The following is a 21,735-nucleotide window of genomic DNA, read 5'->3' on the forward strand; positions in this document are numbered from 1 at the left end:
GAACAGCTGCCCCAAAGCAATGGTTAATCCTTCCAGAATATTCTTGCCTCAGAGCTGCAAATCACAACAAAATATTAGATATTATTTGGAAGCAATAACATCAATCTCCACCAAAGCATCCTTTGGCAGCTTGCTTACCTCTACACATACACGAGCTGGGCAGTTTTCTGTAAAATACTGACCATAAATCTCGTTAACAGTGCCAAAATCCTTGATATCTGCCAGATAAACAGTGGTCTTGACTACATCAGATAGCTGATAACCAGCAGCCTCCACAATACCCTTCAGATTGTTCAACACCTGAGTAGCCTGCTCCTTGATGCCGCCCTCCACCATAGCACCAGTAGCTGGTACCAGAGGAATCTGACCGGAAACAAACAGCATCCCGCCAGCAGTCTGAACAGCCTGAGAATATGGCCCAATAGCTCCTGGACCTTTATCTGTAGAAATAATCTTGTTCATAAACAAAACAACCTCCCTTATACTATGCCTTGGCATAATTACAGCTTTATTATACATGCGTGCACGTGAACGCACAAGCATTTCTCAAATCTTTTTTGCAATATTATTTTCTACCTGCTTACCATTATAAAGCTGTGCACCTGCACAAGCAAGCAAAATCTTTGTATAATCATGATTTCGCTAAATCCGGTCTAAGATTCTGTGCTCGTCCTCTATAGATATGCTTGATTTCTTTTTGCTTTTTATCTGTATCTACCAGAAGCAATACCCTGATACACATGGTCAAGGCTCCCTCCACATCCATCTGGCGGGCATCAAATAAAGGCACCATATCAAACCCCGGCAGGGCTCTGGCTCCCTTGGCAGGAAAGGCTGCCGTTATATCCTCTGTGGCAGAAAAAATAGCCGCTCCAATATCCTCAGTGGCTATTTCATTAGCCTCCAGCATGGCAGTTACTACCTCCTGGGTAGCAGTTATAACAGCCTCAGCTGTATTTTCCTCAACAGTAATAGCTCCTCTGATTCCTCGCAACTACTTTTTCCTCCTGTCAGCTTTTATTATATTCCACAACAGCTTGCTGCACAACACCATAGCAGCCAAATAGCCCAACACTCCCAAAAGAGGTATTTCCATAATCTTTGGTGTCATTTGGGTGGTGCAGATGGTGCTGGAGCCCAGCAAAAGGGCAGCACTGATAATAGCCATAATCATCTTGTTTATCATGGCATCCAACTGCCGCAATGGCTCCTGAGAACCCGTCATATCCAGATTTACCTTGGTCTGACCACTAAGAGTCATTTTCAAAATATCCGATATCTGCTCTGGCAGCTGCATGGATTTTTTTACCAGGGTATATCCCTCACGCTTGGCCTTGTTTATCTGATTACGCCAGCTAAAATCCTTTTCCAGACTGATACGCAGTCCCTGCCCGAAAATCTCAGAGAAATTGACCTTGGGACAGCAACGAGTCATAACTCCTTCCATAATCAGCATACCTCTGCCAAACATGCTAAAACCATGCGGCACCGAGATATTGTTGCCCTGCAGTACTTTGAGAATCTGTCGTACCAGCTCACCTGCCTTGACGTGCTCAAAGTCCAAATCCCCATACTGGTTCATCAGCATGGCCACATCATCATAAAGCTGGACATGATCTACCTTGCCTCTTGGCACGCCTAGAGCCAATATAGCTTCCTTCATCTCATAGACATCGCCAGTTACCAATGCCATAATGGCCTTGCGAAAGCTGGCTCTATCCTTGGCAGAAAGCCTGCCCATCATGCCCAGATCCAGCCAAAGGATTTTGCCATCCTTTACCCAGATATTGCCGGGGTGAGGATCTGCATGAAAAAAACCGTCCTCCACAATCTGCTTTACATAGTTGACGCCTAACAGCTTGCCTATCCGCTCCATATCTACCCCAGCCTCAGCTAAGGCATCTGCATCATCCAAGGGAATGCCATCCATGCATTCCATAACCAGAATACGAGGGGTGGTTAGCTGCCTATCCACTTTGGGACAAAGTATATTTTCATCATCCTTATTGAGATGGGCAAATTCCTCAATGTGGTCAGCCTCCAGAATAAAGTCAATCTCCTGCTTGGCAACCTCCCACATTTCGTCTACAATGCTTTCGAAGTCCACAACACTTTCTGAATCATGAACTACATTTACCACAGAAACAGCCTTTTTCAGCAGACTGATGTCCTTGGCCATAACATCGTAGATACCAGGCCGCTGTACCTTGACAACCACCCTGCTGCCATCCAGCAGCACCGCTCTATGAACCTGAGCTATGGAGGCTGAGCCCATAGCTTCAGAATCTATATAGGAAAAAATCTGATCCCAGTTCTGCTGATACTCCCTATTGATAATCTCCTTGACCACAGAAAATTCCATAGGGCGCACATCAGATTGAAGCTTGGTAAGCTCATTCCGATATTCTGTAGGCAAAAAATCAGGACGCATACTGATAATCTGTCCCAGCTTCACGAAGGTCGGGCCCAAATCTTCCAATACCTGTCTAACCTTGACTGGGGTAATTCCCTGCAGCAGTTCCCGCTGTCGAAGAACATTGATAATCTCCTTAAGCCGTCCTGCTGAGGACATTTCCGCTGCGTCAGAGCTATTATCTTCATTTTTATTCCATAGCCTGTACAGCATAATATCTCCCCTTAACAGCTGCTATCAGCTGGACAATACCTCTACACCTGTCTCGGTAACGTAGATTGTTTTTTCCCACTGAGCTGACAAGGAATGATCCTTGGTGCGAACTGTCCAGCCATCCTTTTTGTCTACTGTTACCTTGAAACGGCCTGCATTAATCATTGGCTCCACGGTGAATACCATGCCTGGCACAATCAGCATGCCAGTGCCTGGCATACCTACATGGGCAATATATGGATCCTCATGGAAGTCCTTGCCTACGCCGTGGCCGCCTAGCTCTGTAACTACGGAGCAGCCGTTGGCCTTGGCATGAGCATTAACTGCCGCACCAATATCTCCCACATAGCCCCAAGGATGAACTGCCTCGATGCCTACCAGCATACATTCCTTGGCAATCTCCACCAAGCGCTGTGCCTCTGGTGCCACCTTGCCTACTGTGTACATTCTGGAGGCATCTGCATAATAGCCATCCAAAATAGTTGTAATATCTATATTGAGAATATCTCCCTCTTTGAGAATGGTTTTCTTGGATGGAATACCATGACAAACCACATCATTTAGAGATATACAAATGCTCTTGGGGAAGCCCTCATAGTTCAGACAGGCTGGAATAGCACCGTTGCCTTCAATAAATTTCCGGACTGCTGTGTCAATGGATTCGGTATCAATACCCTCCCGCACCATACTGCCAGCCAGGTCAAGGGCTGCGTCGTTAATAACACCAGCCTTGCGGATACCTTCAATATCTGCAGCATTTTTGATAATCTTATGAGGTGGTCGAACCTGTCCTTTGAAAAAATCAAATTTCATCCCATCCAGCTTTTCATCAAAGGCCAAATGACATTTTTTGTACTTCAGGCCGCTGCCACACCAGCATAAATCATTTCTATTCATACAATAAATAGCTTCCTTTCAATTACACTCTCTAGAGGGACATATACTGTCCTTCTAGCAACTGCTACCAGAGAAGATTGTCAACTTTTGTTAATATCGCATCTTCGCTATAAATAACAGTACATATATAATTATAAGGAAATTTGCAAAATAGTCCACCCTTATTTTAAGGTTATTATCTATTTTTCTAAAGTCTACCCATCTGTATATTATAACAAAACATATGTATCTATAACAATCATGAGAAAGCTTTTTAGTATATTCTTGACTATACATACTTCTCGGGTTACAATGAAAAGAAAAATCAAAGGTCGTGTTATTATGTTACCAACGCTAAGACAGCGTTGTCTGGTTGTTCTTTATCTAGTGATAGCAGTGATTTTCACTAGCTTTCTTTCCTTTGTCAGAGATGCATCTACTGGTATTCCTGTGCTGAACTATCATCAGATTAATGATAGGGATCACAATGCCCTGACTGTACCTGTCAGTGAGTTCGAACGGGAAATGGCCTACCTAAAGGCTGAGGGCTATACCTCCATTACACCGGAGCAGCTGTCCAACCATTTGAAATACGGCAGTCCCTTGCCGCCCAAGCCTGTGATGATTACCTTTGATGACGGTTATCGGGATAATTACACCAATGCCTTCCCTATATTAAAGAAGTATGGTTTTACGGCTTCTATTTTCCTTATATCTGATTTTATGGATCGCTTTGAGAATTATCTTACATGGGAGCAGGTACAGGAAATGAGCGAAGCTGGCATAAATATGGAGAGCCACACCCTCAGCCATGTGGAGCTGGCTGGACTGCCTCACGATGAGCTGTACAATCAGCTAATGGGGGGCAAGCTGGCTACTGAGTGGAAAACCTTAAAGTTTGTCAAATATATGGCTTATCCATGCGGTACTATGGATGAGGCTTCTATGGCAGCCGTAAAGGACTGTGGCTATGATGGTGGTTTTACCGTTCGTTATGATTTGGTTCATTCCTGGGATGATCCATACGAAATACCTCGTGTGCCTATCTTTGGCAATTTCGAAGGTTCCTTTATGAGATTTAAGCTGCGACTTCATGGTGCCCCATTATTTGGACGTCTGGAGCGACTTAGAAAATATCTTTTGAATAACGGGCATAGCACCTTGGCTACCCTGTTTTATCTACCATAGAAAATATATTAACGATATTAATACCACATTTTTACAGAGGTGATATTTTTGCTTTTTTATGTTGGTTTTATGTTATTCATGGCTATAACCTTTTATATGGCTATGAAGCGAATTATGCGTCGTGACAATTATATTAACAGCTTGATTAAGGCCTTTCTGGAGGAAGGCACTTTATCCAAAAAGGAGCTGTTGGACAAAATGTATGATTACGGCTGTCAGGATTTCCGCCTAAAGCGGATTATTGAAAAATATCATGCTACCCGACAGGACTACGAGGATATTTTTGATAAACTGTTCCACTGGGCAAACTTCCGCAAACGCCGCCGTTATATCCCTATCAACTCATTTTTCTTTGTCAGCTCCCTGGAAACAATCCTAAAGCATAAGGATATAGACAGCAAAAAACTAACACAAAAAATGATGAACCATTTCCATTTTTAAGTAAAAAAATCCGCTATTCATGCGCATGAATAGCGGATTTTATATACATAGGATATTAGACCTGTTTATAAAAATAACTGGTATAAAAAAGCACAAGAAAAAAACGGCATATTATTTTGCTAATATACCGCCTAAAGCCTTATTCTATCTAGGTTTTGGTGGAGACGAGGGGGATCGAACCCCTGACCTCTTGAATGCCATTCAAGCGCTCTCCCAGCTGAGCTACGCCCCCATGCACAATTGATATTATACGTGATATGTACTTATGTGTCAAGAAAATTTATTGATATTTTCTATAACTTCCTGTAAAAATTTTCTTTAGACAGGAAATTTCTACTTATGTTTTTCCTGCAGCTGTTTGATTAAATGCACAGCCCCTATGCCCAAACCTGTAGCCTTGGCTATTTCCTCCAGTTCATAGCCATCAGCCAGCATATCCCTAGCGGCCTTGGTAGCAACCTCTGTATCCAGGCCTTGACCTTCATCAGTATAAGGCAATTGTTCACCCTTACCAGCATTGCTTACAGTCTGAGCAACATTGGCATTACCTCCCGCGCTAACTAGACCATCCAGATTGCCAGTCTGAATATCCACTGCCTGCTGCAGAGCATCAGACTGCTGTACTGACTGCATGGTATTGGACTGAGCCTCATACTGTGCCTCCAGCTTCATAGAGGCCTCACGAATATACTCCCAGGCCTTTTCATCTGAAGGAGTCATGTCATAGCTATCCTCAATATTATTAGCGGTCGCTGTTTCCCTGCCAGTATATACAGCAGCTGGAGTCTTTTCCTCCATATCAAGGTTTGTAGCTGACATTTTAACATCCATGTTGCCCATAGACTGCAGCATATCAATTTTTTGCTGCAAAAGCTCAGCCTTATAGTCAGCCTCCCTAAGCATACGCTCCAAGCGATCCACATGCTCTGTCATGCGATTAATAATCTCATCGGCTGATTGCTCCAGCTCATATCTGAGTCTGCCTGTGGCCGCCTCCAATACTTCGGGATCATCCTCGCTTTTATTCAAATGCTGTCTAGCCAGCAGTACAATAACTGCCCCCAGAATAATAATAAACCCCAATATCTCTGTGGTCATGCGCAACTCCATCCTGATAACAAATTAGCAGCTTATGTCTATACTGCGTCCTCTATATTGGTCCACAGCCATAGGCGGTTCCTCTGGAGCTTCCAAGGCTTCCTGCTCCTCCATAATCTCCTTAGGAGATTTGCGACGACCTCTAGCCTGCTGTCTACGGCCCTGCTTTCGGTCTGGATTATCCTTAATTTTCTCTCCCTCAGCCTCATCCTTGGTACGTACCTGGTTCTGCTGACGCTCAATAAGCTTTTTGTGCTGTTCCGCCTTAAAATCCTGCTGCAAAGCAGCCTGCTGATTAAGATTGTGCTGTATTTCCCCCACATCATTGGCATGTGGGACAGCCATACGCATATTCATTGGTGCAAAATCCATAAGTCTTCGCCTCAAATCTTAAATCAATAAGCACCTACCATGATAAAATCATCCTTAACATACTGGGTACAATGAGATTCCTTAACCTGAACATTCTTAACAATGGAGTTAATGCTCAGTCGTACACCTGGATACATGGTATCTGCCACACATACTCGGCCATGCTTCATATTCTGCATCTCCGCATCAATTTCCCTCAACCGCTTTTCACTGCGCTCCACCTTCCCTGCTAATGGGAACTGAGAACAAACCAAACTGTTCAGCTGCTCCACTTTATTAGGCGGCAAAAGCTTTACATCTATTTTTTCCAAGGTTGATAAGGTCTTATTCAGCATTTCCAGACGCTTTTGGGCCTCATTGTATTCCTTAAGTGCCTGCTGATATTCCTTTTGCAGCATAGGATTAACACCTACGCTCAAACGGGTAATAACATTTGCTTCATTACCTATGCATCTAGCTCGAATTTCCTCACCAGCCGCTAGGTTGCCACCAGTAATCTGTCCCTTGCCTTCATCCATAATGAGACGGCGACCTGCCCGTATAGTGGAATGCATAGCCACATCCTGAATGAAAATATCTCCACCAGCTTCGATATCAGCATTCTCAGCAAAGGAAGCATGAAAATCCCCTCTTGCCTTAATAAAGCCTCGGTTCATACCTCGAACGCCACCCTTGATAAATATATTGGCGCCTTCTACATTGGCTGCACTAACCATACCCATGATCTCAATATCTCCGGCTGCCTTTACCACAAAGCCAGCTTCCACATTGCCGCTAATAGTAACAGATCCATCAAAATCAATATTGCCGGTTTCCATGCAGACATCCCCTTTGATTTCCAAACGAGGATCCACATCTATCTTGCTGCCCTTGTCTACAATCTGGCCATCCATATCTGCCACTACAAAATTTTCGTCCTTGATAATGGTGTTCTTGCCAGCAGGCACAGGCTTGGGCTTACCATTTCTGGCCATAATCCTATTGCCAAATACATTTGTACCGGGAATTCCTTTGGTATGAGGTATTCTCTCCGCCAATACCTGGCCCTTGTTAGCCCGCAGGAACATATTTAGATTCTTATAATCTGCCCTATCATGCTCATCTACGACTGGTACGCCCTTTTCGCCTACATTAAACTTACGGATAATCTGAGCATCCTGCCCATTCTGAGGAGCCTCTCCCTTGGCCACCTCCGTAGGACGACCGGTATGACTTGCTTTCTTAACGGCCTCATCATTAATACCATATCTGACATTTTTTACCTGCAACGCTTCATATATCATTTCTGCCGTAGGAATAGACTGCTTACCAGCCACATTAAATCTTATGGCAGCAGACAATTTATCTGAAGCAATCTCTACAATAACCTTGCCATATTCTACATGCTCCTGCAAGGCTTCCTGATCTACTTCTTCATCAGCAGCCTGACTGGAATAGCCCTGTGGCAAAGTAAAATCCTTGCCCAAATAAACAGGAACGCCGTCATTTTTTCTCAGTGCATCAGTCATAGCCATGAGGTCATAATCCAAAACACTAAAATCCTTTAAAACCCGACGCATATCAGAAACCTCAAACATCAGGCCAGTCCCATCCTTGGGGTATACGGTTAGATAGATACCATCTGCACAGAATTCCAACAGATAGCCTTCTTTCTCGCCACCTACTTTTGCTATAATCTTACGTTCATCCATGTACAGCCCCCCTGGCTATTCTTCAATACTAGATGCCAGTATCTGATATATGTAAAATGTATCAGAGTTCATTCATATTAGCCAAAAATCCCCTTAGCTTGAATATAGCCTTGGTATGCAACTGGCAAATACGCGCTTCTGATAAATGCATTATCAAGCTTATTTCCTTCATGGTCAATTCATCATAATAATATAAAGACACCACTAGCTTTTCTTTTTCGGTCAGCTCATCCAATGCCCCCATGAGAGTTTCCTTTAGCTCTACGTATTCGGCACTGCTGTGAGGATCCATATCCTGAGCCCCTGCGGCCTCAGATTTCATATATTCCCCCAGAGGTATAATAGTTGCTGCATTTATCTGCTGCTCCAGATGATGTACCTGCTCCACAGTCATATCTAATTCCTGAGCCAGCTCCTCATCTGTTACCCCGTGGCCTAGTCTACCCTCCAGCTTGTTTACCGCAGTCTCATATCTACGGATTTTTTGTCTGAGGGAAACGGATATCCAATCCCTGGAACGCAAATCATCCTTCATGGCCCCGCTGATACGCAGGCCGGCATAAGTCTCAAATTTGTTTCCTCGCCGGATATCATATCTGGCCACTGCGTCCATCAGACCAAAATATCCGCTGATTATCAAATCATCCCTGTCCACATGGGCCGGCAGACTCATGGCCATACGGCCAGCTATAATATTTACCAGAGGCAGATAGTGCTCCACCAGCTGATTGCGAATTTCCAGAGTTGGATTCTGGGAATAGACCTGCCAAAGATTATTTATATCCTCAGCTGATTTATGATCATTCTGCACTATGCCTCACCACCATTGCTTGTATCACCTGATTACGATTCACTGCTGCCTGTTACCTTGCGGAGAGAATCTGTATCCAGAGGTGCAAATCCTTCCTGATTACTCCTCTCCGGCTGTGGCTCAGTAACAGCATCCTTATCCTGAGCATCCCCCGCTGCTTCGGCTTCTGCCTCAGATTGCTCCTGCTTTTCCTTCTGCTTCAAATCCGTCATAGCCTGCTCTGTTTCCTTAATAAGAGAGCCATAACCTATCTTTTCAAACAGAAAAGCACCGATATAAACCAATACACCGGTGGCTAAAAAAATGCAAGCTGTCCGCATGAGAATAACCGATATGCGGACATCACTCAGCAATCCGGCAGCTATAGCCGTCAAACCTGCTATAGCTGCAAATACCAGGGCCGCCGTAAGCTTACAAATATCTATCATGTTAGATTTCCTTATCACCTTTGTCTATGGTTTTTACCTTATAGACACCATTGGCCAAATCAATCTGCACAGTTCGTCCATAGTTACCGCCTGTATCCTCTCCCACAACAGGAATGGATAAACTAGCCAATATTTCCTTGGAGGCTGCGGCATTACGCAGACCAACTCTCATAATATCGGAAGCATTGGCAAAAGCAAACATCTGGGCACCGCCAGCCAGCTTGGCAACCAATCTGGACTTGACAGCTCCCATGCTAATAAGCTCCTGTAGCATATCTTTGATTCCCGTATCGGCAAATTTTGCTCTATTCTCATTGGAACGGGATTTGCTGCTATCAGGCAGCATAATGTGCAGTAGACCACCAATTTTTGTCTGAGGATCGTACAGGGAAATGCCTATACATGAACCCAGACCATAACTTATTAAGATATCAGGTGCACGGCCAACCTTATAGTCAGCCATCCCCACCTTTACTAAATCTGGCATATAGTTACACTCCCACTGCTTGTAATATTATCTCCAACGAACCTGGATCTGGTACGAGGAAAAAATGACCCTTGATACCATCATCCTCAGTTTTGAATTCAGTTTCAATAACCAAGGCATGGTCACCCATCTGGCCAAGCTGTACCAGCACAACGCTAAGAATAGCCCCTGCCATATCCATAGCCAAAGCTGGAATAGATGGCAGCAGGGAAATATTCGTAAAATTAAACAGCGCATTAAGGTAGGCACCAGAAAGAATATTGCCTATCTCCATCAAGGCTGATTCATCCATAAAGTCCAGCTTCTGGGTGTCGCCATGCTTTTTGCCCATAAGCATATCCACCAGATAGAAGGCGCTATCCCTTGGCAGCAAGAACAAAATATTGCTAGGCGCCTTGCCATATACCCGCAGGAATACGCCTACCACCATTGTATCAGGACCGCCTACCAGCTCTGGAACCTCTTCCAAAGGTACAATAGATACCCTTGGCACGTCCATATCTATACGACGATTGATAATCTGTGACAACGCTGTAGCAGAATTTCCTGCACCTACATTGCCTATTTCTCGTAGTGCATCCATCTGCACCGGAGAAAGACTTGCGATATCATCTGACATTTCCTTTATCCCACCAATCTATACAATCTGAAAGACTTATTCCTCACCACTCAGTCCTATAATTTCGCTGATATTGAGCTGGATAATCAATCTGCCATCCACTTTGCCGATACCGGAAATAAACTTAGAGCTGGAATCCGTACCAGAGGTAATAGCTCTAGTGGTATCAATATCTGCTGCACTAATAGTACGCACCTCTGTTACTGCATCCACCAGCATACCTACAGAAACTTCATCGTACTGTACAATAACAATTCTAGTATTAGCAGTATATGGTGTATCCTCCAAGCCCAAACGCTTTTTCAAATCAATAACCGGCAATACGCTGCCACGAAGATTGATTACACCCTTTATGAAATCAGGCGCAAAAGGAACACGGGTAATATCGGTTAATCCCTTGATTTCCTGCACGTTTAAAATACTGAAGCCATATTCTTCATTTCTCAGCTTAAAGGCAACTACCTGTACATCATCGTCAGTCATTACCTTATCATCCTTAGCCATCTTCTGTACCCCCTTCGATTACATCAATGCGCTGACATCCAGAATCATAGCCACATGGCCATCACCCAGAACAGTAGCACCTGCCAACATCTTCAGGCCGGACAAAAGCTTGCCTAAAGTCTTAATAACGATTTCCTGCTGGCCAATAAGATTATCTACCACAATACCAATCTTGTGGTCACCAACATGAACAACAACCACAAAGATATCATCCTCTTCATTGGACTTACCCTGTGGTACACTCAGTACCTCATTAAGGCGAGCAATTGGTATAATCTGTCCACGCAGAACAATAACTTCCTTGTTCTGTACGGTCTTAATGTCATTAGGAGTAATATTGATGGTGCTATCAATGGAGCCCAAAGGAATAGCATACATCTCATCCTGAACCTTAACCAGCATAGCCTGAATAATAGCCAAGGTCAGAGGCAGCTTAATCTTGAAAACAGAACCCTCATCAATCTTGGTTTCTACATCTACATGGCCGCCCAGGGACTCAATCTTGCTGCGTACTACATCCATGCCTACACCGCGTCCGGATACGTCAGTAATGGTTTCAGCAGTAGAGAAGCCTGGCAGGAAAATCAAACGCACTGCATCAGCATCTGGCAAAGCATCAGCTTCCTCACGGCTAATCATACCCTTTTCTACAGCCTTGTTACGAATCTTATCAGCATTAATACCTGCACCATCATCCGTAACCATGATAACTACATTGTTGCCCTCGTGACGAGCAATCAGGCCAACCTCACCGGTTCTTGGCTTACCCTTGGCCTCACGATCATCAGGATGCTCTACACCATGATCCAGAGAGTTTCTCAGCAAATGCATCAGTGGATCACCGATTTCATCAATTACGGTACGATCCAGCTCTGTATCCTCACCCTCAATAGTCAGGTTAATATCCTTATTCAATTCCTTGGCCAAATCTCTAACCATACGTGGGAAGCGGTTGAATACCTGGCTAACAGGCACCATTCTTACCTTCATAACTACGGACTGCAAGTCAGTAGTTACTCTATCCATCTGCTCCAAGGTCTCTGTCAGCTCAGTAAGACGATGAGTCATACCAATCTGCTCCAAACGTACCTTGTTAGTAACCAGCTCTCCTACCAGATTCATAAGGGTATCCAGTTTTTCAATATCAACACGAACAGACTGTCCACCTACATGATTCTTTTTATCGTGCTTACTATTGCCATTAGCTGCTGGATGCTTATCTGCTGCCTTGGCAACAGGATCTGCCTTTGGTGCTGGAGTGGAAGCCTTGGCAACAGCAGCTCCAGCCTTTGGTTCTTCAGCATTCTTTGGTGCATCCAAAACAATTTCGGTAGCTTTTACTGCACTGATTTCGGAAATAGCAGCAACCCCTTCTTCTATTTTATGAGCATCTGCATCAGTTACCAGACAAACATCAAAGCTATGGTCAAATTTTTCCTGCTCCAAATCCTGAGCTGGTGGCACAGACTTAATAACATCGCCCAGCTCGTCCAGAACATTCATAACCATGTAGGAACGAGCGGATTTCAAAAGACAAGTATCCGCAATCTCCACATGTACCCAGAACGGAATCAAGCCACTATTCTTGGCCTCTCTAATAACCAACATATCTGTATCATTCAGCTCGCATCCCTCTGGCAGCTGGGACTTAACAGGTTTTGCCGCCGGCTCAACAGGAGTTCCTGGCAGCTTCACACCAGTTTCTGCCTCAGCCTGTGCCACAGACTCTCCTTTAGCGATGGCATTAACCATACGAACCAGCTCAGATACATCAACTGCATCCTCACCGTCTCCGTTGGCTATATTATCAACCATTTCCTGCAATGCATCTACACATTTGAAGATTACATCAATAATTTCCTCGCTAACCTTCAGCTGTTCCTTGCGGAGCATATCCAAAAGATTCTCCATATCATGAGTCAGCTCGGCAGTCTTGGTATAGCCCATAGTAGCAGACATACCCTTCAAGGTGTGAGCATTACGGAAAATCTCATTAAGGACTGATAAATCCTCAGGATCATTTTCCAGGCTCAGCAGACCATCATTCAGAGACTGCAAATGTTCCCGTGATTCATCCAAAAACATTTCCATGTACTGATTTGTTTCCATTTCTATTCCCCCTGATTTGATTAATTCCTAACTCTTTTTATAATCGCATCTGCTATCTGCCCTATTGGCAGAACCTCATCTGCAATGCCAGCCTCCACTACAGATTTTGGCATACCATATACAACACAGGTTTCCTCAGCCTCAGCTATAACATAACCCCCAGCCTTCTTTATCTTTTTCATTCCAGCAGCACCATCGCATCCCATACCTGTAAGGATAACTGATACCACCTCAGAACCATATTTTACCACAGAATCAAACATTATATCCACCGCTGGCCTATGGGAAGCCAAAGGCGGATCCTGATTCAGAGAAATCTCTCTTTTTGCAGCATTTCCTCTAACTGTAAGATGATATCCACCTGGTGCAATATAAACATGACCTGGCAAAATAAGATCTCCCTGCTCTGCTTCCTTAACCGTAACATGAGACAGAGAATTCAATCTCTCGGCCAATGATTTGGTAAAGCCTGGCGGCATATGCTGCACAACTACCATGCCACATGGCATATTAGCTGGCAACCTTGGTATTACCTGCTGCAGGGCTCTTGGTCCTCCTGTTGAGGTTCCTAGAGCCACAAGCTTGGTAGAATTACCTCCAGCCGAACTGCTATAGAAGGATGTAGCAGGCTTCTGCTTCATTAGAGGATTCTCATGCTTGGCCAACATACTGGTATATCCATGAGATGTAGATAGACCTGTAGGTTTGCTTATCTGAGAGGATTGATTTCCATAACCTTTCCTCTCAAATATATTAATTCGCTTTAAATTCGGCGCTTCCTGCTTTTTCTGAAAAATATTCTGGATATTTTTTGTTTTTCTTACTCCAACAGAGGCAACACTGCGACATTTTTCAATAATATCGTCCTCTATGCTATCTATTTTGGAGATTGAGCCTCCTGCCTTGCAAAGAAAATCCACTGCTCCTAGTTCCAAGGCCCTAATGGTTTCATCCGCATCCTTCTTGGTAAGACTGCTGAACATCAGCACGGGCACAGGGCAGTCCTTCATAATGACCTGCAAAGCCTGCAATCCATCCATTACAGGCATGTTAATATCCAGCGTCAACAGATCTGGTTTTTCTTTGGCAACCAGCTCTACAGCTTCCTTACCATTTCTGGCAATACCTACTACCTGAAAATCTGGTGTTTTGGTAAAAAGGTCTGATATTACCTTTCTCATAAAGGCAGAGTCATCTGCTATAACCACGCGAATCATTTGCCTGCCTCCTCTCACTTAGTGCCAATTCCCTTGGCCAGACTTTGTCTTTGTATTTCAAAAATAAACTTTACCAGCTTATTCTGATGTACCTTGCTCATATCCAAGAATTTTACACCTATCTGATAAGTAGGTGTGATTGCATTTTTGATAGGAACACATCGCATTATCTGACCGGTAATCCGCAGCATTCCCACTCCCGGAATGCTGGTCAGCTCTACTACTGCCTTACTGCCTACAGGCAGCTCCTTGTCATTGGTAAGGGCAATGCCACCGCCGCTGATATCAGTAATGCGGGTGATAATCATATCTTCCATGGCACCATATTCATTAAGGGGCCGCAAAATTACTGTATAGTCTGCTGATACACGAACAAATTCCCTATTCTGAATCTTTTGTACCTCAGCAGGCATAGTAACAATCCAAACAGGGATATTCCCTTCCCTAGCCTTATCCAAGTAATGGGTACTAAACTTGTAAAAGCATCCATCACCAGGAGTTTTGCCCATCATAGCTTCTCCCGGTCTAGGAATAATTGGTACTCCTTTTTCGTTCATGGGCATAGCTGCCAATATTTTACCATTTTTGATTTCTTCTACACGACTGCTTACACCTTCCGGTGCTTCCTCTGGATAGAACTCCAGTCGCGAACCAATCTTTATTACCTTGTCTGCAGCTAATTTTGTGCCTTTAAAACCACTCATTGGTATCCCCTCATAGTAAATTAGTATAAAGCAACCAAATTCATCTTTTGGTTACTGAAAAATCTCGCCTTTTCTTCTATTTTATCTAAAAACACATATTATTGCAAAAATATTAACGAACGTTATGAAAAAATTTTCGTAAAAACCCCTGCCAGCCCATTTTCACCTGCTGTTCTCTGCCTGTCAGCAAGGAATCAGCCAAGGAGGCTATACATTTAGAAGCCAAAGAATCTGGATATGCAGCCATAATAGGAACTTGTTTCCTAACAGAGCGCATCATATTGTTATCGTCTAAAATAAATCCCAAAGATTCCAATTTCATATGGAGAAATTTATCTGCTGTACAAATAAGCTTGTTGGCCGTTTCATGACTTTCCATAAGGTCAAAAACACGATTTACCACCAGTCTGATAGGCTGCTGGGCTCCCAAACTGCAATATGCCTTCAAAACCGCATAGCCATCTGTCAAGGAGGTTGGCTCTGGCGTAGTAACCAAAACTACCTCGTCAGAGGCCATAATAAAGTCCAAAACATTTTTACCTACACCAGCGCCAGTATCCACCAAAATAATATCTGCCCAATCATCACAACCAGCCAGTTTATTAAAAATAACCTGCCTTTGAATAGTAGACAGCTCCCCGGCATGCTCCATCCCAGAGCCGCCAGATATATAGCTGACTCCGTAAGGCCCCCGTATCAGCACGTCCTCCAGCTCTACACCTTCATTAACCAAAGACATCATGGTCTGACGAGAACTGGTCCCCAGCAGTACGTCCACGTTGGCTGTGCCAAGATCTGCATCCACCACTACCACACGTTTGCCCTTTTTTCCCATAGCAATGGCTAGATTCACCGTAAGATTGGTTTTGCCTACGCCTCCCTTGCCACTGGTAATAGCAATAACTCTGGCTCCCTGACTAACTGGCTGATAAGCCATGCTCTGAGAACTTCCCTGCAATCTCCCGGAGTCCATTGTATCTTCTTTTGTAATTTTCCCCTCTACAAGCATTCTCAGCCTGGTAGCCTGATCATCCATACCCTCTTACCTCAGCAACAACTCCGCTAATTTTTCAATACTAGCAGGCTCAATATCATCAGGCACACTCTGACCGTTAGTCAAATAGGACAAAGCTGCCTTACGTCTATGCAAAATATTCAAGATTATGCCATGAGTCTTGGTTTCATCCACCTTGGTAAAAATCACCCTGTCTGGCTTGCACAAGGAGAAATTATCCAAAAGCTCCAATCCATCACTGGTCTTAGTGGTAGCACTCATAACCAGATGCTTTTCAATATCAGCATCTATATTCAACAGTTCGCTAAGCTCCTTCATCTGGTAAGCATTGTACTGACTTCTACCAGCTGTATCCAGTAAAATAAGCTGCTTGTCCCGATGCTTTTCAATAGCCTCCTGAAGTGCCTGTGGATTGTAAACAATTTCCAAAGGCAAGCCCAGAATATCAGAATAAGTTTTCAGCTGCTCCACAGCAGAAATACGATAGGTATCTGCTGTAATCAAAGCCACCTTGGCCCCTTCTTCCAGAACAAATTTAGCAGCAATCTTGGCTAGAGTTGTAGTTTTGCCTACACCAGTAGGACCTATCAAAGCCACAATCTTTGGCTTGTCGGAATACAGAGTAATGCCATTGGCGATTCGAATTGCCTTGCGAACATATTTCTCCAAGGCTTTCAATGCCTTGATAGAATTCTGAGGCGCCAAGATCTCTGTGCCGTTCAACTTGGAAATCATATCCTCCAAAACATGCTGACTGATTCCCTGAGCCTCCATAGCTCGCTGCAAATTAGGTATGCCACCTGCTTCATCCCTGTTGCGGCTCATTTCCACCAGCATAGATTTCATTTCCTCCAGCTGGTTCTGCAAATCCAAAATTTCCTGTTCCTTAACATCCAAATCAGTAGCATCTTCAGAAGCCGTCACCGTATCCCTATCCTGTGACAATGATTCTGGCGCCACTTTCATAGGCTCAGCCAACTCCTCCTTGACCACTGGCTGTTCTACCCCAGAATTCACATCAACAGCTGGTTGCACAGGGACAACTTGCTTATTAACAACTGGTTGATCTGACAACTGCTGTGGCAATGTTCCAGAAGCACTTTCCCCTGATTCGACCTGCTCCTGCGCTTTATTGACACTAGCTAGCACCTCACCAAAGGTGGGACTAGGGGTATTCTGTGCCATAGCATGACTAATAGCCTCTATGGTGCCTGCCGTCTGATACTGGCTTACCATATTTCGTGGCGTAAAATTCCCTGTAGGCTGTGGCTCTGGTGCAGAATTTCTGCTGGCTCTAGCTGCCGCTGCCGCCTGCAATACCGCCTCTGAGGCAGCACCAGTATCCATAGCAGGCTTCTGCTCCTTTACTACTGGCTCGTCCTCAATAGCTGCAATAACCTCCACAATTTCCTTGGCATGAAATCCCAAGATACCGCCCTTTTTGATTTTGTTTGTATGAAGAATTACTGCATCTACTCCCAGCTCTGACTTAACATTAGCCATAGCCTCCTTGAGAGTAGGTGCCTTAAAGCTCTTTATCTGCATTTATAACTTCACCACCCCTATAATCTGAATCTCAACAGACTGATCAATCTCCGCATGTGACAGAACAATAATTCCTGGCACAGAACGCTCTACCAGCTTTCTAAAATACAAACGCACAGTAGGGCTGGTCAAGGCAATTGGCTGATAACCCATATCTGTCAGCTTTTGCAACTCCTTGGTAAGAGAGTTCAGCAGCTTCTGCATGGTGTCAGGATCCAGGCTGACATAGGAACCTCGCTCTGTTCTCTGCACAGCTCCTGCAATCCTGTTTTCAATAGCAGGGTCCAAGGTAATACAGGTCAGCTGATTGTTCTGAGTATATTGCTGGGTAATCTGTCTTGCCATAGCATGACGTACATACTCTGTCAATATTTCAGTATCCTTGGTGGCCTGAGCATAATCTGCCAATACTTCCAAAATAGTAGTCATATCTCTGATAGACACCCGCTCCCTAAGCAGGTTAGCCAAAACCTTCTGAATATCTCCCACACCCAAAAGATCTGGCACCACCTCGTCCACAAGGGATGGATTGGTTTTCTTAGCATTATCAATAAGATTCTGAGTTTCCTGACGTCCCAGTATTTCATCAGCATGAGCCTTGATAACCTCTGTAAGATGGGTAGCCAATACGGATACAGCATCTACCACAGTATAGCCATTTAGCTCAGCCTGTTCTCTGGAAGCCTCTGGAATCCACAAAGCTGGCAGGCCAAAGGCTGGTTCAATAGTATCAATACCCTGAATTTCTTCAAATACAGTACCAGAATTCATAGCCAAATAATGATCTAAAAGCAACTCGCCCTTGGCTATCTCAACACCTTTGAGTTTAATAATATAGGCATTAGGCTTAATCTGAATATTATCTCTAATTCTAATGGTTGGTACCACCAGTCCTAGTTCCAAAGCGCACTGGCGTCTGATCATCACAATACGATCCAGCAAATCGCCGCCCTGACCGGTATCAACCAAAGGTATCAAGCTGTAGCCAATCTCCAGCTCCATGGGATCTACCTGCAACAGAGAAACAATATTTTCCGGCTTGTTGGCCTCTGTTTTTGTCTTTTCCTTTTTCTCCACCACAGCAGTTTCCTGTACCTTTTTGTCTCCATTAGAAATCTGACGACCAATGAGGCCACAGACAGCAGCCAAAATGGCAAAAGGAGCTCCTGGCAAACCTGGCACACAGGCCATAGCCAATAGTACGCCACAGACAATGTAGAAAACTCTTGGCTTAGCTCCCAGCTGATGAATCAAATCATAACCCAAATTGCTTTCGGAAGCAGCTCTAGTAACAATAATACCGGTAGCTGTAGAAATCAACAGGGCAGGAATCTGATTTACCAAGCCCTCACCTACAGTCAACAGTGTGTAGTTCTGCAGAGCCTGCTCCACTGTCATATTACGCTGTACCATACCGATGACAAAACCACCAGTAATGTTGATGATAATGATAATAATTGCCGCAATGGCATCGCCCTTAACGAATTTGCTGGCACCATCCATAGCACCGTAGAAATCAGCCTCTCGCTGAATCTTTTTACGCCGCTCACTAGCTTCAGCATCTGTAATAGCACCCTGATTCAAATCCGCATCAATAGCCATCTGCTTACCAGGCATAGCATCCAAGGTAAAACGGGCAGATACCTCAGCTACACGCTCAGCACCCTTGGTGATAACCAGGAACTGAATGATAATCAGAATAACGAAGATAATGAAACCTACAACTGCATTACCACCAACTACAAAATTACCGAAGGAACTAATAACCTCTCCTGCATAGCCCTCCAGTAGAATAAGTCGTGTTGAGGAAACATTCAGCGCCAAGCGAAATAAGGTGGTAATCAACAACAAGGAAGGAAATACGGAAAGATCCAGAGCCTCCACATTGTAGATTGCGCTCATTACTACCACCAGTGCCAGAGTAATATTCATACACAGCAGCAAATCCAGCAATATTGTAGGCAACGGAATAATCATCATAACAACAATGGTTACGATGCCTACTGCTATCATTACGTCGCTATATTTTTTTACAAAGCCGATCTTGCCGGCAGTCATTTCAGGTGCAGCCATATTCTATCTCCTGACACTTTTCATATTCTATGCATAACGCCTTCTATGGCGATGTTTAAGCTTGTATACATATGCCAAAACCTCTGCCACTGCCTTGAACAGTTCCTGAGGCACACTGCCTCCCACCTCAACTGCAGCATAGAGGGCTCTGGCCAAAGGCTTGTTTTCCACAATAGGAACCCTATTATCTCTGGCAATGCCCTTAATTTTTTGTGCCACCGCATCCTGGCCCTTGGCCAGCACCACTGGCGCCGTCATGCCGCTTTCGTATTTCAAGGCCACGGCAAAATGAGTAGGGTTGGTGATAATAACATCCGCCTTGGGCACCTCCTGCATCATTCTGGACATAGCCATCTGACGCTGCTTCTGGCGAATCTTACCTTTAATCTGAGGATCACCTTCCTGCTGTTTGAATTCCTCCTTAACCTCCTGTTTACTCATTTTCAAATCCTGATTGTTCTGCCATTTCTGATACATAAAATCCAGAACAGCCATAATCATAAACAGGCCGATAATCTTGAAGGCCAAATCAAAAACTATATCTGACACCTTGGCTGCTCCGGAGAAAATATCCGTAAAAATCAGCTTCGGCATCTGAAACAGCTCATCGGCTAAATAAATATAGACCAATGAACCGATAATGGCAATCTTAAACAATGACTTTACCAGTTCCACCAGAGAACGCTTGGAAAAAATTCTCCCAAAACCGCTGATAGGATTTAACCTGCCAGGATTAAAGCTGAGCTTCTCCGTGGAAAAATTAAAGCCCACCTGAGCCACATTCATGGCCAGGCCAATAATCATAATAAAGACCATCAAGGGCATGGCTGTTTTGGCCAGCAAAATCACTATGCCAATAAACAGCTGCATAATGGATTCCTCGTTTACATCGAAATTCAGATTACCGAAAATGTAAACAGTATAATTCATAACCTCCTCCACCGCTGTGGAGCCTAACATTTTCAGTACGAAAAATCCCGCCAATAGCACAAAGGCAGCACTGATTTCCTGACTGCGGCCCACCTGGCCTTTTTTCAGAGCATCCTGCTTGCGCTTAGCCGTTGGTTCCTCTGTTTTCTCACCAGCAAAAAGCTGTAAATCAAAAACAAAATCCACCTGGCCACTGCCTCTGTCTTTATTGTCTTTTCTATTGTAATGCCCGTAGGGCAATGGAAATATTGCCATACATTTCATTGAACAACACATCCAAAAACATCACATAAAAAGGCATAATCACTGCAACAGTAAAAATACCTATCACAATCTGCATGGGAATACCTACCACAAATATATTCATCTGAGGCATAGTTCTAGCCAATACACCTAAAGATACGTTAGTCAACAGAATAGAAAAGGTTAATGGCATGGCAATTTTCATGCCTGTTACAAAAATCCCAGCGGTAAAATCTGTTATCAAGGTAGCAATATCCGTATTGAAATTCACTCCCAGCAAGGGAATGGAATCCACACTGCCTACCACAGCCGCCAAAAGCATATGATGCCCATTAGTGACCACAAAAACTATCAAGGTAAGATAATATAAGAAGCTGCCAATCAGAGGATTTTGCTGATTGGAGGTAGGGTCCATCTCATTAACCACCGCAAAACCTGCCTGTAAATCCATAATTTTACCAGCCATATTCACAGACATCATAGCCACATAGGCCACAAAGCCAATCAGCCAGCCTATAAACAGCTCTGACACTACAGCCAGAGTATACCCCAATATGGATACAGGCGCTGTCACTGCCATCTTGGCATCCACCACGGGAAAAAGCACCAAGGTAATGGCAAAGGCTATGCCTGCTCGAAAATAAATCGGAATATTTTGACTGCCCCAAAAGGGTGCAATCAGAAACAGCCCGCTGACTCTGGTCATCAAAAGCAGAAATACCGCTGCGTGATTCTGCAGCAATTCATAAAAATCCACA

The 21,735-nt window shown here is 44.1% G+C and carries 22 protein-coding genes and 1 tRNA gene; 2 read left to right on the forward strand and 21 right to left on the reverse strand.

Annotation, left to right across the window (positions count from 1 at the left end; genetic code table 11):
- Window positions 1–81: 81 nt before the first annotated feature.
- From I6E26_RS01995 to map, 4 genes are all read right to left on the reverse strand, one after another.
- Complete coding sequence (locus tag I6E26_RS01995) at window positions 82–462, reverse strand: RidA family protein (RefSeq protein ID WP_235320162.1); 381 nt, start codon at window positions 460–462, stop codon at window positions 82–84.
- Window positions 463–631: 169 nt separating this feature from the next.
- Window positions 632–994, reverse strand: coding sequence for a chorismate mutase (gene aroH, locus I6E26_RS02000; RefSeq protein WP_235320163.1), 363 nt, complete (start codon window positions 992–994; stop codon window positions 632–634).
- Entirely contained in the window at window positions 995–2,626 is a 1,632-nt protein-coding gene (locus I6E26_RS02005; protein ID WP_235320164.1) for an ABC1 kinase family protein, read from the reverse strand.
- Between the two features lie 24 nt (window positions 2,627–2,650).
- Window positions 2,651–3,523, reverse strand: coding sequence for a type I methionyl aminopeptidase (gene map, locus I6E26_RS02010; protein WP_235320165.1), 873 nt, complete (start codon window positions 3,521–3,523; stop codon window positions 2,651–2,653).
- A gap of 321 nt (window positions 3,524–3,844) precedes the next feature.
- On the opposite strand from map, the gene I6E26_RS02015 reads away from it, so the two are divergent.
- Together I6E26_RS02015 and I6E26_RS02020 are read left to right on the forward strand one after the other, a co-directional pair.
- The gene (locus tag I6E26_RS02015; RefSeq protein WP_235320166.1) at window positions 3,845–4,690 is read left to right on the forward strand and encodes a polysaccharide deacetylase family protein; all 846 of its coding nucleotides are present in this window, start codon (window positions 3,845–3,847) and stop codon (window positions 4,688–4,690) included.
- Window positions 4,691–4,768: 78 nt separating this feature from the next.
- Window positions 4,769–5,131: a hypothetical protein gene (locus I6E26_RS02020; protein ID WP_235320167.1), complete on the forward strand. Its 363-nt coding sequence runs from the start codon at window positions 4,769–4,771 to the stop codon at window positions 5,129–5,131.
- Between the two features lie 156 nt (window positions 5,132–5,287).
- On the opposite strand, the gene I6E26_RS02025 is transcribed toward I6E26_RS02020, so the two are convergent.
- From I6E26_RS02025 to fliR, 17 genes are all read right to left on the reverse strand, one after another.
- Window positions 5,288–5,363 (reverse strand) — tRNA-Ala (locus I6E26_RS02025).
- Window positions 5,364–5,464: 101 nt separating this feature from the next.
- Window positions 5,465–6,229 carry a hypothetical protein gene (locus tag I6E26_RS02030; protein ID WP_235320168.1) on the reverse strand — a complete coding sequence of 255 codons (765 nt, stop codon included), beginning with the start codon at window positions 6,227–6,229 and terminating at the stop codon, window positions 5,465–5,467.
- A gap of 24 nt (window positions 6,230–6,253) precedes the next feature.
- Window positions 6,254–6,601, reverse strand: a complete 348-nt coding sequence (locus tag I6E26_RS02035; RefSeq protein ID WP_235320169.1) for a hypothetical protein — start codon at window positions 6,599–6,601, stop codon at window positions 6,254–6,256.
- A 23-nt stretch (window positions 6,602–6,624) separates the two neighbouring features.
- Window positions 6,625–8,292 (reverse strand): DUF342 domain-containing protein, encoded by a 1,668-nt coding sequence (locus I6E26_RS02040; protein ID WP_235320170.1) that lies wholly within the window; start codon window positions 8,290–8,292, stop codon window positions 6,625–6,627.
- A gap of 61 nt (window positions 8,293–8,353) precedes the next feature.
- Window positions 8,354–9,103, reverse strand: a complete 750-nt coding sequence (locus I6E26_RS02045) for a sigma-70 family RNA polymerase sigma factor (RefSeq protein ID WP_419179898.1) — start codon at window positions 9,101–9,103, stop codon at window positions 8,354–8,356.
- Window positions 9,104–9,135: 32 nt separating this feature from the next.
- Entirely contained in the window at window positions 9,136–9,531 is a 396-nt protein-coding gene (locus I6E26_RS02050; protein WP_235320171.1) for a hypothetical protein, read from the reverse strand.
- A gap of 1 nt (window position 9,532) precedes the next feature.
- Window positions 9,533–10,018: a chemotaxis protein CheD gene (locus I6E26_RS02055; RefSeq protein WP_235320172.1), complete on the reverse strand. Its 486-nt coding sequence runs from the start codon at window positions 10,016–10,018 to the stop codon at window positions 9,533–9,535.
- Window positions 10,019–10,022: 4 nt separating this feature from the next.
- On the reverse strand, window positions 10,023–10,637 hold the full coding sequence (locus I6E26_RS02060; protein WP_235320173.1) for a chemotaxis protein CheC: 615 nt from the start codon (window positions 10,635–10,637) through the stop codon (window positions 10,023–10,025).
- Window positions 10,638–10,673: 36 nt separating this feature from the next.
- Window positions 10,674–11,141, reverse strand: a complete 468-nt coding sequence (locus tag I6E26_RS02065) for a chemotaxis protein CheW (protein ID WP_235320174.1) — start codon at window positions 11,139–11,141, stop codon at window positions 10,674–10,676.
- 18 nt (window positions 11,142–11,159) lie between these two features.
- Window positions 11,160–13,250, reverse strand: coding sequence for a chemotaxis protein CheA (locus tag I6E26_RS02070; RefSeq protein WP_235320175.1), 2,091 nt, complete (start codon window positions 13,248–13,250; stop codon window positions 11,160–11,162).
- Between the two features lie 20 nt (window positions 13,251–13,270).
- Window positions 13,271–14,467, reverse strand: coding sequence for a protein-glutamate methylesterase/protein-glutamine glutaminase (locus I6E26_RS02075; protein WP_235320176.1), 1,197 nt, complete (start codon window positions 14,465–14,467; stop codon window positions 13,271–13,273).
- 14 nt (window positions 14,468–14,481) lie between these two features.
- Window positions 14,482–15,171: a flagellar brake protein gene (locus I6E26_RS02080; RefSeq protein WP_235320177.1), complete on the reverse strand. Its 690-nt coding sequence runs from the start codon at window positions 15,169–15,171 to the stop codon at window positions 14,482–14,484.
- 112 nt (window positions 15,172–15,283) lie between these two features.
- Window positions 15,284–16,207, reverse strand: a complete 924-nt coding sequence (locus I6E26_RS02085) for a MinD/ParA family protein (RefSeq protein WP_235320178.1) — start codon at window positions 16,205–16,207, stop codon at window positions 15,284–15,286.
- A 6-nt stretch (window positions 16,208–16,213) separates the two neighbouring features.
- A complete protein-coding gene (gene flhF, locus I6E26_RS02090) occupies window positions 16,214–17,731 on the reverse strand; it encodes a flagellar biosynthesis protein FlhF (RefSeq protein WP_235320179.1) in 1,518 nt (505 codons plus the stop codon).
- The gene (gene flhA, locus I6E26_RS02095) at window positions 17,732–19,804 is read right to left on the reverse strand and encodes a flagellar biosynthesis protein FlhA (RefSeq protein WP_235320180.1); all 2,073 of its coding nucleotides are present in this window, start codon (window positions 19,802–19,804) and stop codon (window positions 17,732–17,734) included. It abuts the gene before it with no gap.
- A 27-nt stretch (window positions 19,805–19,831) separates the two neighbouring features.
- On the reverse strand, window positions 19,832–20,989 hold the full coding sequence (gene flhB, locus I6E26_RS02100; protein ID WP_235320213.1) for a flagellar biosynthesis protein FlhB: 1,158 nt from the start codon (window positions 20,987–20,989) through the stop codon (window positions 19,832–19,834).
- Complete coding sequence (gene fliR, locus I6E26_RS02105) at window positions 20,952–21,734, reverse strand: flagellar biosynthetic protein FliR (protein ID WP_235320181.1); 783 nt, start codon at window positions 21,732–21,734, stop codon at window positions 20,952–20,954. Before fliR ends, flhB begins: the two co-directional genes overlap by 38 nt.
- Window position 21,735: the final 1 nt, after the last annotated feature.

The sequence above is a fragment of the Anaerovibrio lipolyticus genome (genome assembly GCF_021531495.1).
Classification (GTDB): domain Bacteria; phylum Bacillota; class Negativicutes; order Selenomonadales; family Selenomonadaceae; genus Anaerovibrio.

What these genes read in the sequence shown, in the direction of transcription:
- I6E26_RS02085 (WP_235320178.1), bottom strand. Translation starts at nt 16,207, where the DNA reads ATGGATGATCAGGCTACCAGGCTGAGAATGCTTGTAGAGGGGAAAATT.
- flhB (WP_235320213.1), bottom strand. Translation starts at nt 20,989, where the DNA reads ATGGCAATATTTCCATTGCCCTACGGGCATTACAATAGAAAAGACAAT.
- map (WP_235320165.1), bottom strand. Translation starts at nt 3,523, where the DNA reads ATGAATAGAAATGATTTATGCTGGTGTGGCAGCGGCCTGAAGTACAAA.
- I6E26_RS02020 (WP_235320167.1), top strand. Translation starts at nt 4,769, where the DNA reads ATGGCTATAACCTTTTATATGGCTATGAAGCGAATTATGCGTCGTGAC.
- I6E26_RS02040 (WP_235320170.1), bottom strand. Translation starts at nt 8,292, where the DNA reads ATGGATGAACGTAAGATTATAGCAAAAGTAGGTGGCGAGAAAGAAGGC.
- I6E26_RS02075 (WP_235320176.1), bottom strand. Translation starts at nt 14,467, where the DNA reads ATGATTCGCGTGGTTATAGCAGATGACTCTGCCTTTATGAGAAAGGTA.
- I6E26_RS01995 (WP_235320162.1), bottom strand. Translation starts at nt 462, where the DNA reads ATGAACAAGATTATTTCTACAGATAAAGGTCCAGGAGCTATTGGGCCA.
- I6E26_RS02060 (WP_235320173.1), bottom strand. Translation starts at nt 10,637, where the DNA reads ATGTCAGATGATATCGCAAGTCTTTCTCCGGTGCAGATGGATGCACTA.
- I6E26_RS02030 (WP_235320168.1), bottom strand. Translation starts at nt 6,229, where the DNA reads ATGACCACAGAGATATTGGGGTTTATTATTATTCTGGGGGCAGTTATT.
- I6E26_RS02080 (WP_235320177.1), bottom strand. Translation starts at nt 15,171, where the DNA reads ATGAGTGGTTTTAAAGGCACAAAATTAGCTGCAGACAAGGTAATAAAG.
- I6E26_RS02055 (WP_235320172.1), bottom strand. Translation starts at nt 10,018, where the DNA reads ATGCCAGATTTAGTAAAGGTGGGGATGGCTGACTATAAGGTTGGCCGT.
- flhF (WP_235320179.1), bottom strand. Translation starts at nt 17,731, where the DNA reads ATGCAGATAAAGAGCTTTAAGGCACCTACTCTCAAGGAGGCTATGGCT.
- I6E26_RS02070 (WP_235320175.1), bottom strand. Translation starts at nt 13,250, where the DNA reads ATGGAAACAAATCAGTACATGGAAATGTTTTTGGATGAATCACGGGAA.
- I6E26_RS02065 (WP_235320174.1), bottom strand. Translation starts at nt 11,141, where the DNA reads ATGGCTAAGGATGATAAGGTAATGACTGACGATGATGTACAGGTAGTT.
- I6E26_RS02050 (WP_235320171.1), bottom strand. Translation starts at nt 9,531, where the DNA reads ATGATAGATATTTGTAAGCTTACGGCGGCCCTGGTATTTGCAGCTATA.
- flhA (WP_235320180.1), bottom strand. Translation starts at nt 19,804, where the DNA reads ATGGCTGCACCTGAAATGACTGCCGGCAAGATCGGCTTTGTAAAAAAA.
- I6E26_RS02015 (WP_235320166.1), top strand. Translation starts at nt 3,845, where the DNA reads ATGTTACCAACGCTAAGACAGCGTTGTCTGGTTGTTCTTTATCTAGTG.
- I6E26_RS02035 (WP_235320169.1), bottom strand. Translation starts at nt 6,601, where the DNA reads ATGGATTTTGCACCAATGAATATGCGTATGGCTGTCCCACATGCCAAT.
- I6E26_RS02005 (WP_235320164.1), bottom strand. Translation starts at nt 2,626, where the DNA reads ATGCTGTACAGGCTATGGAATAAAAATGAAGATAATAGCTCTGACGCA.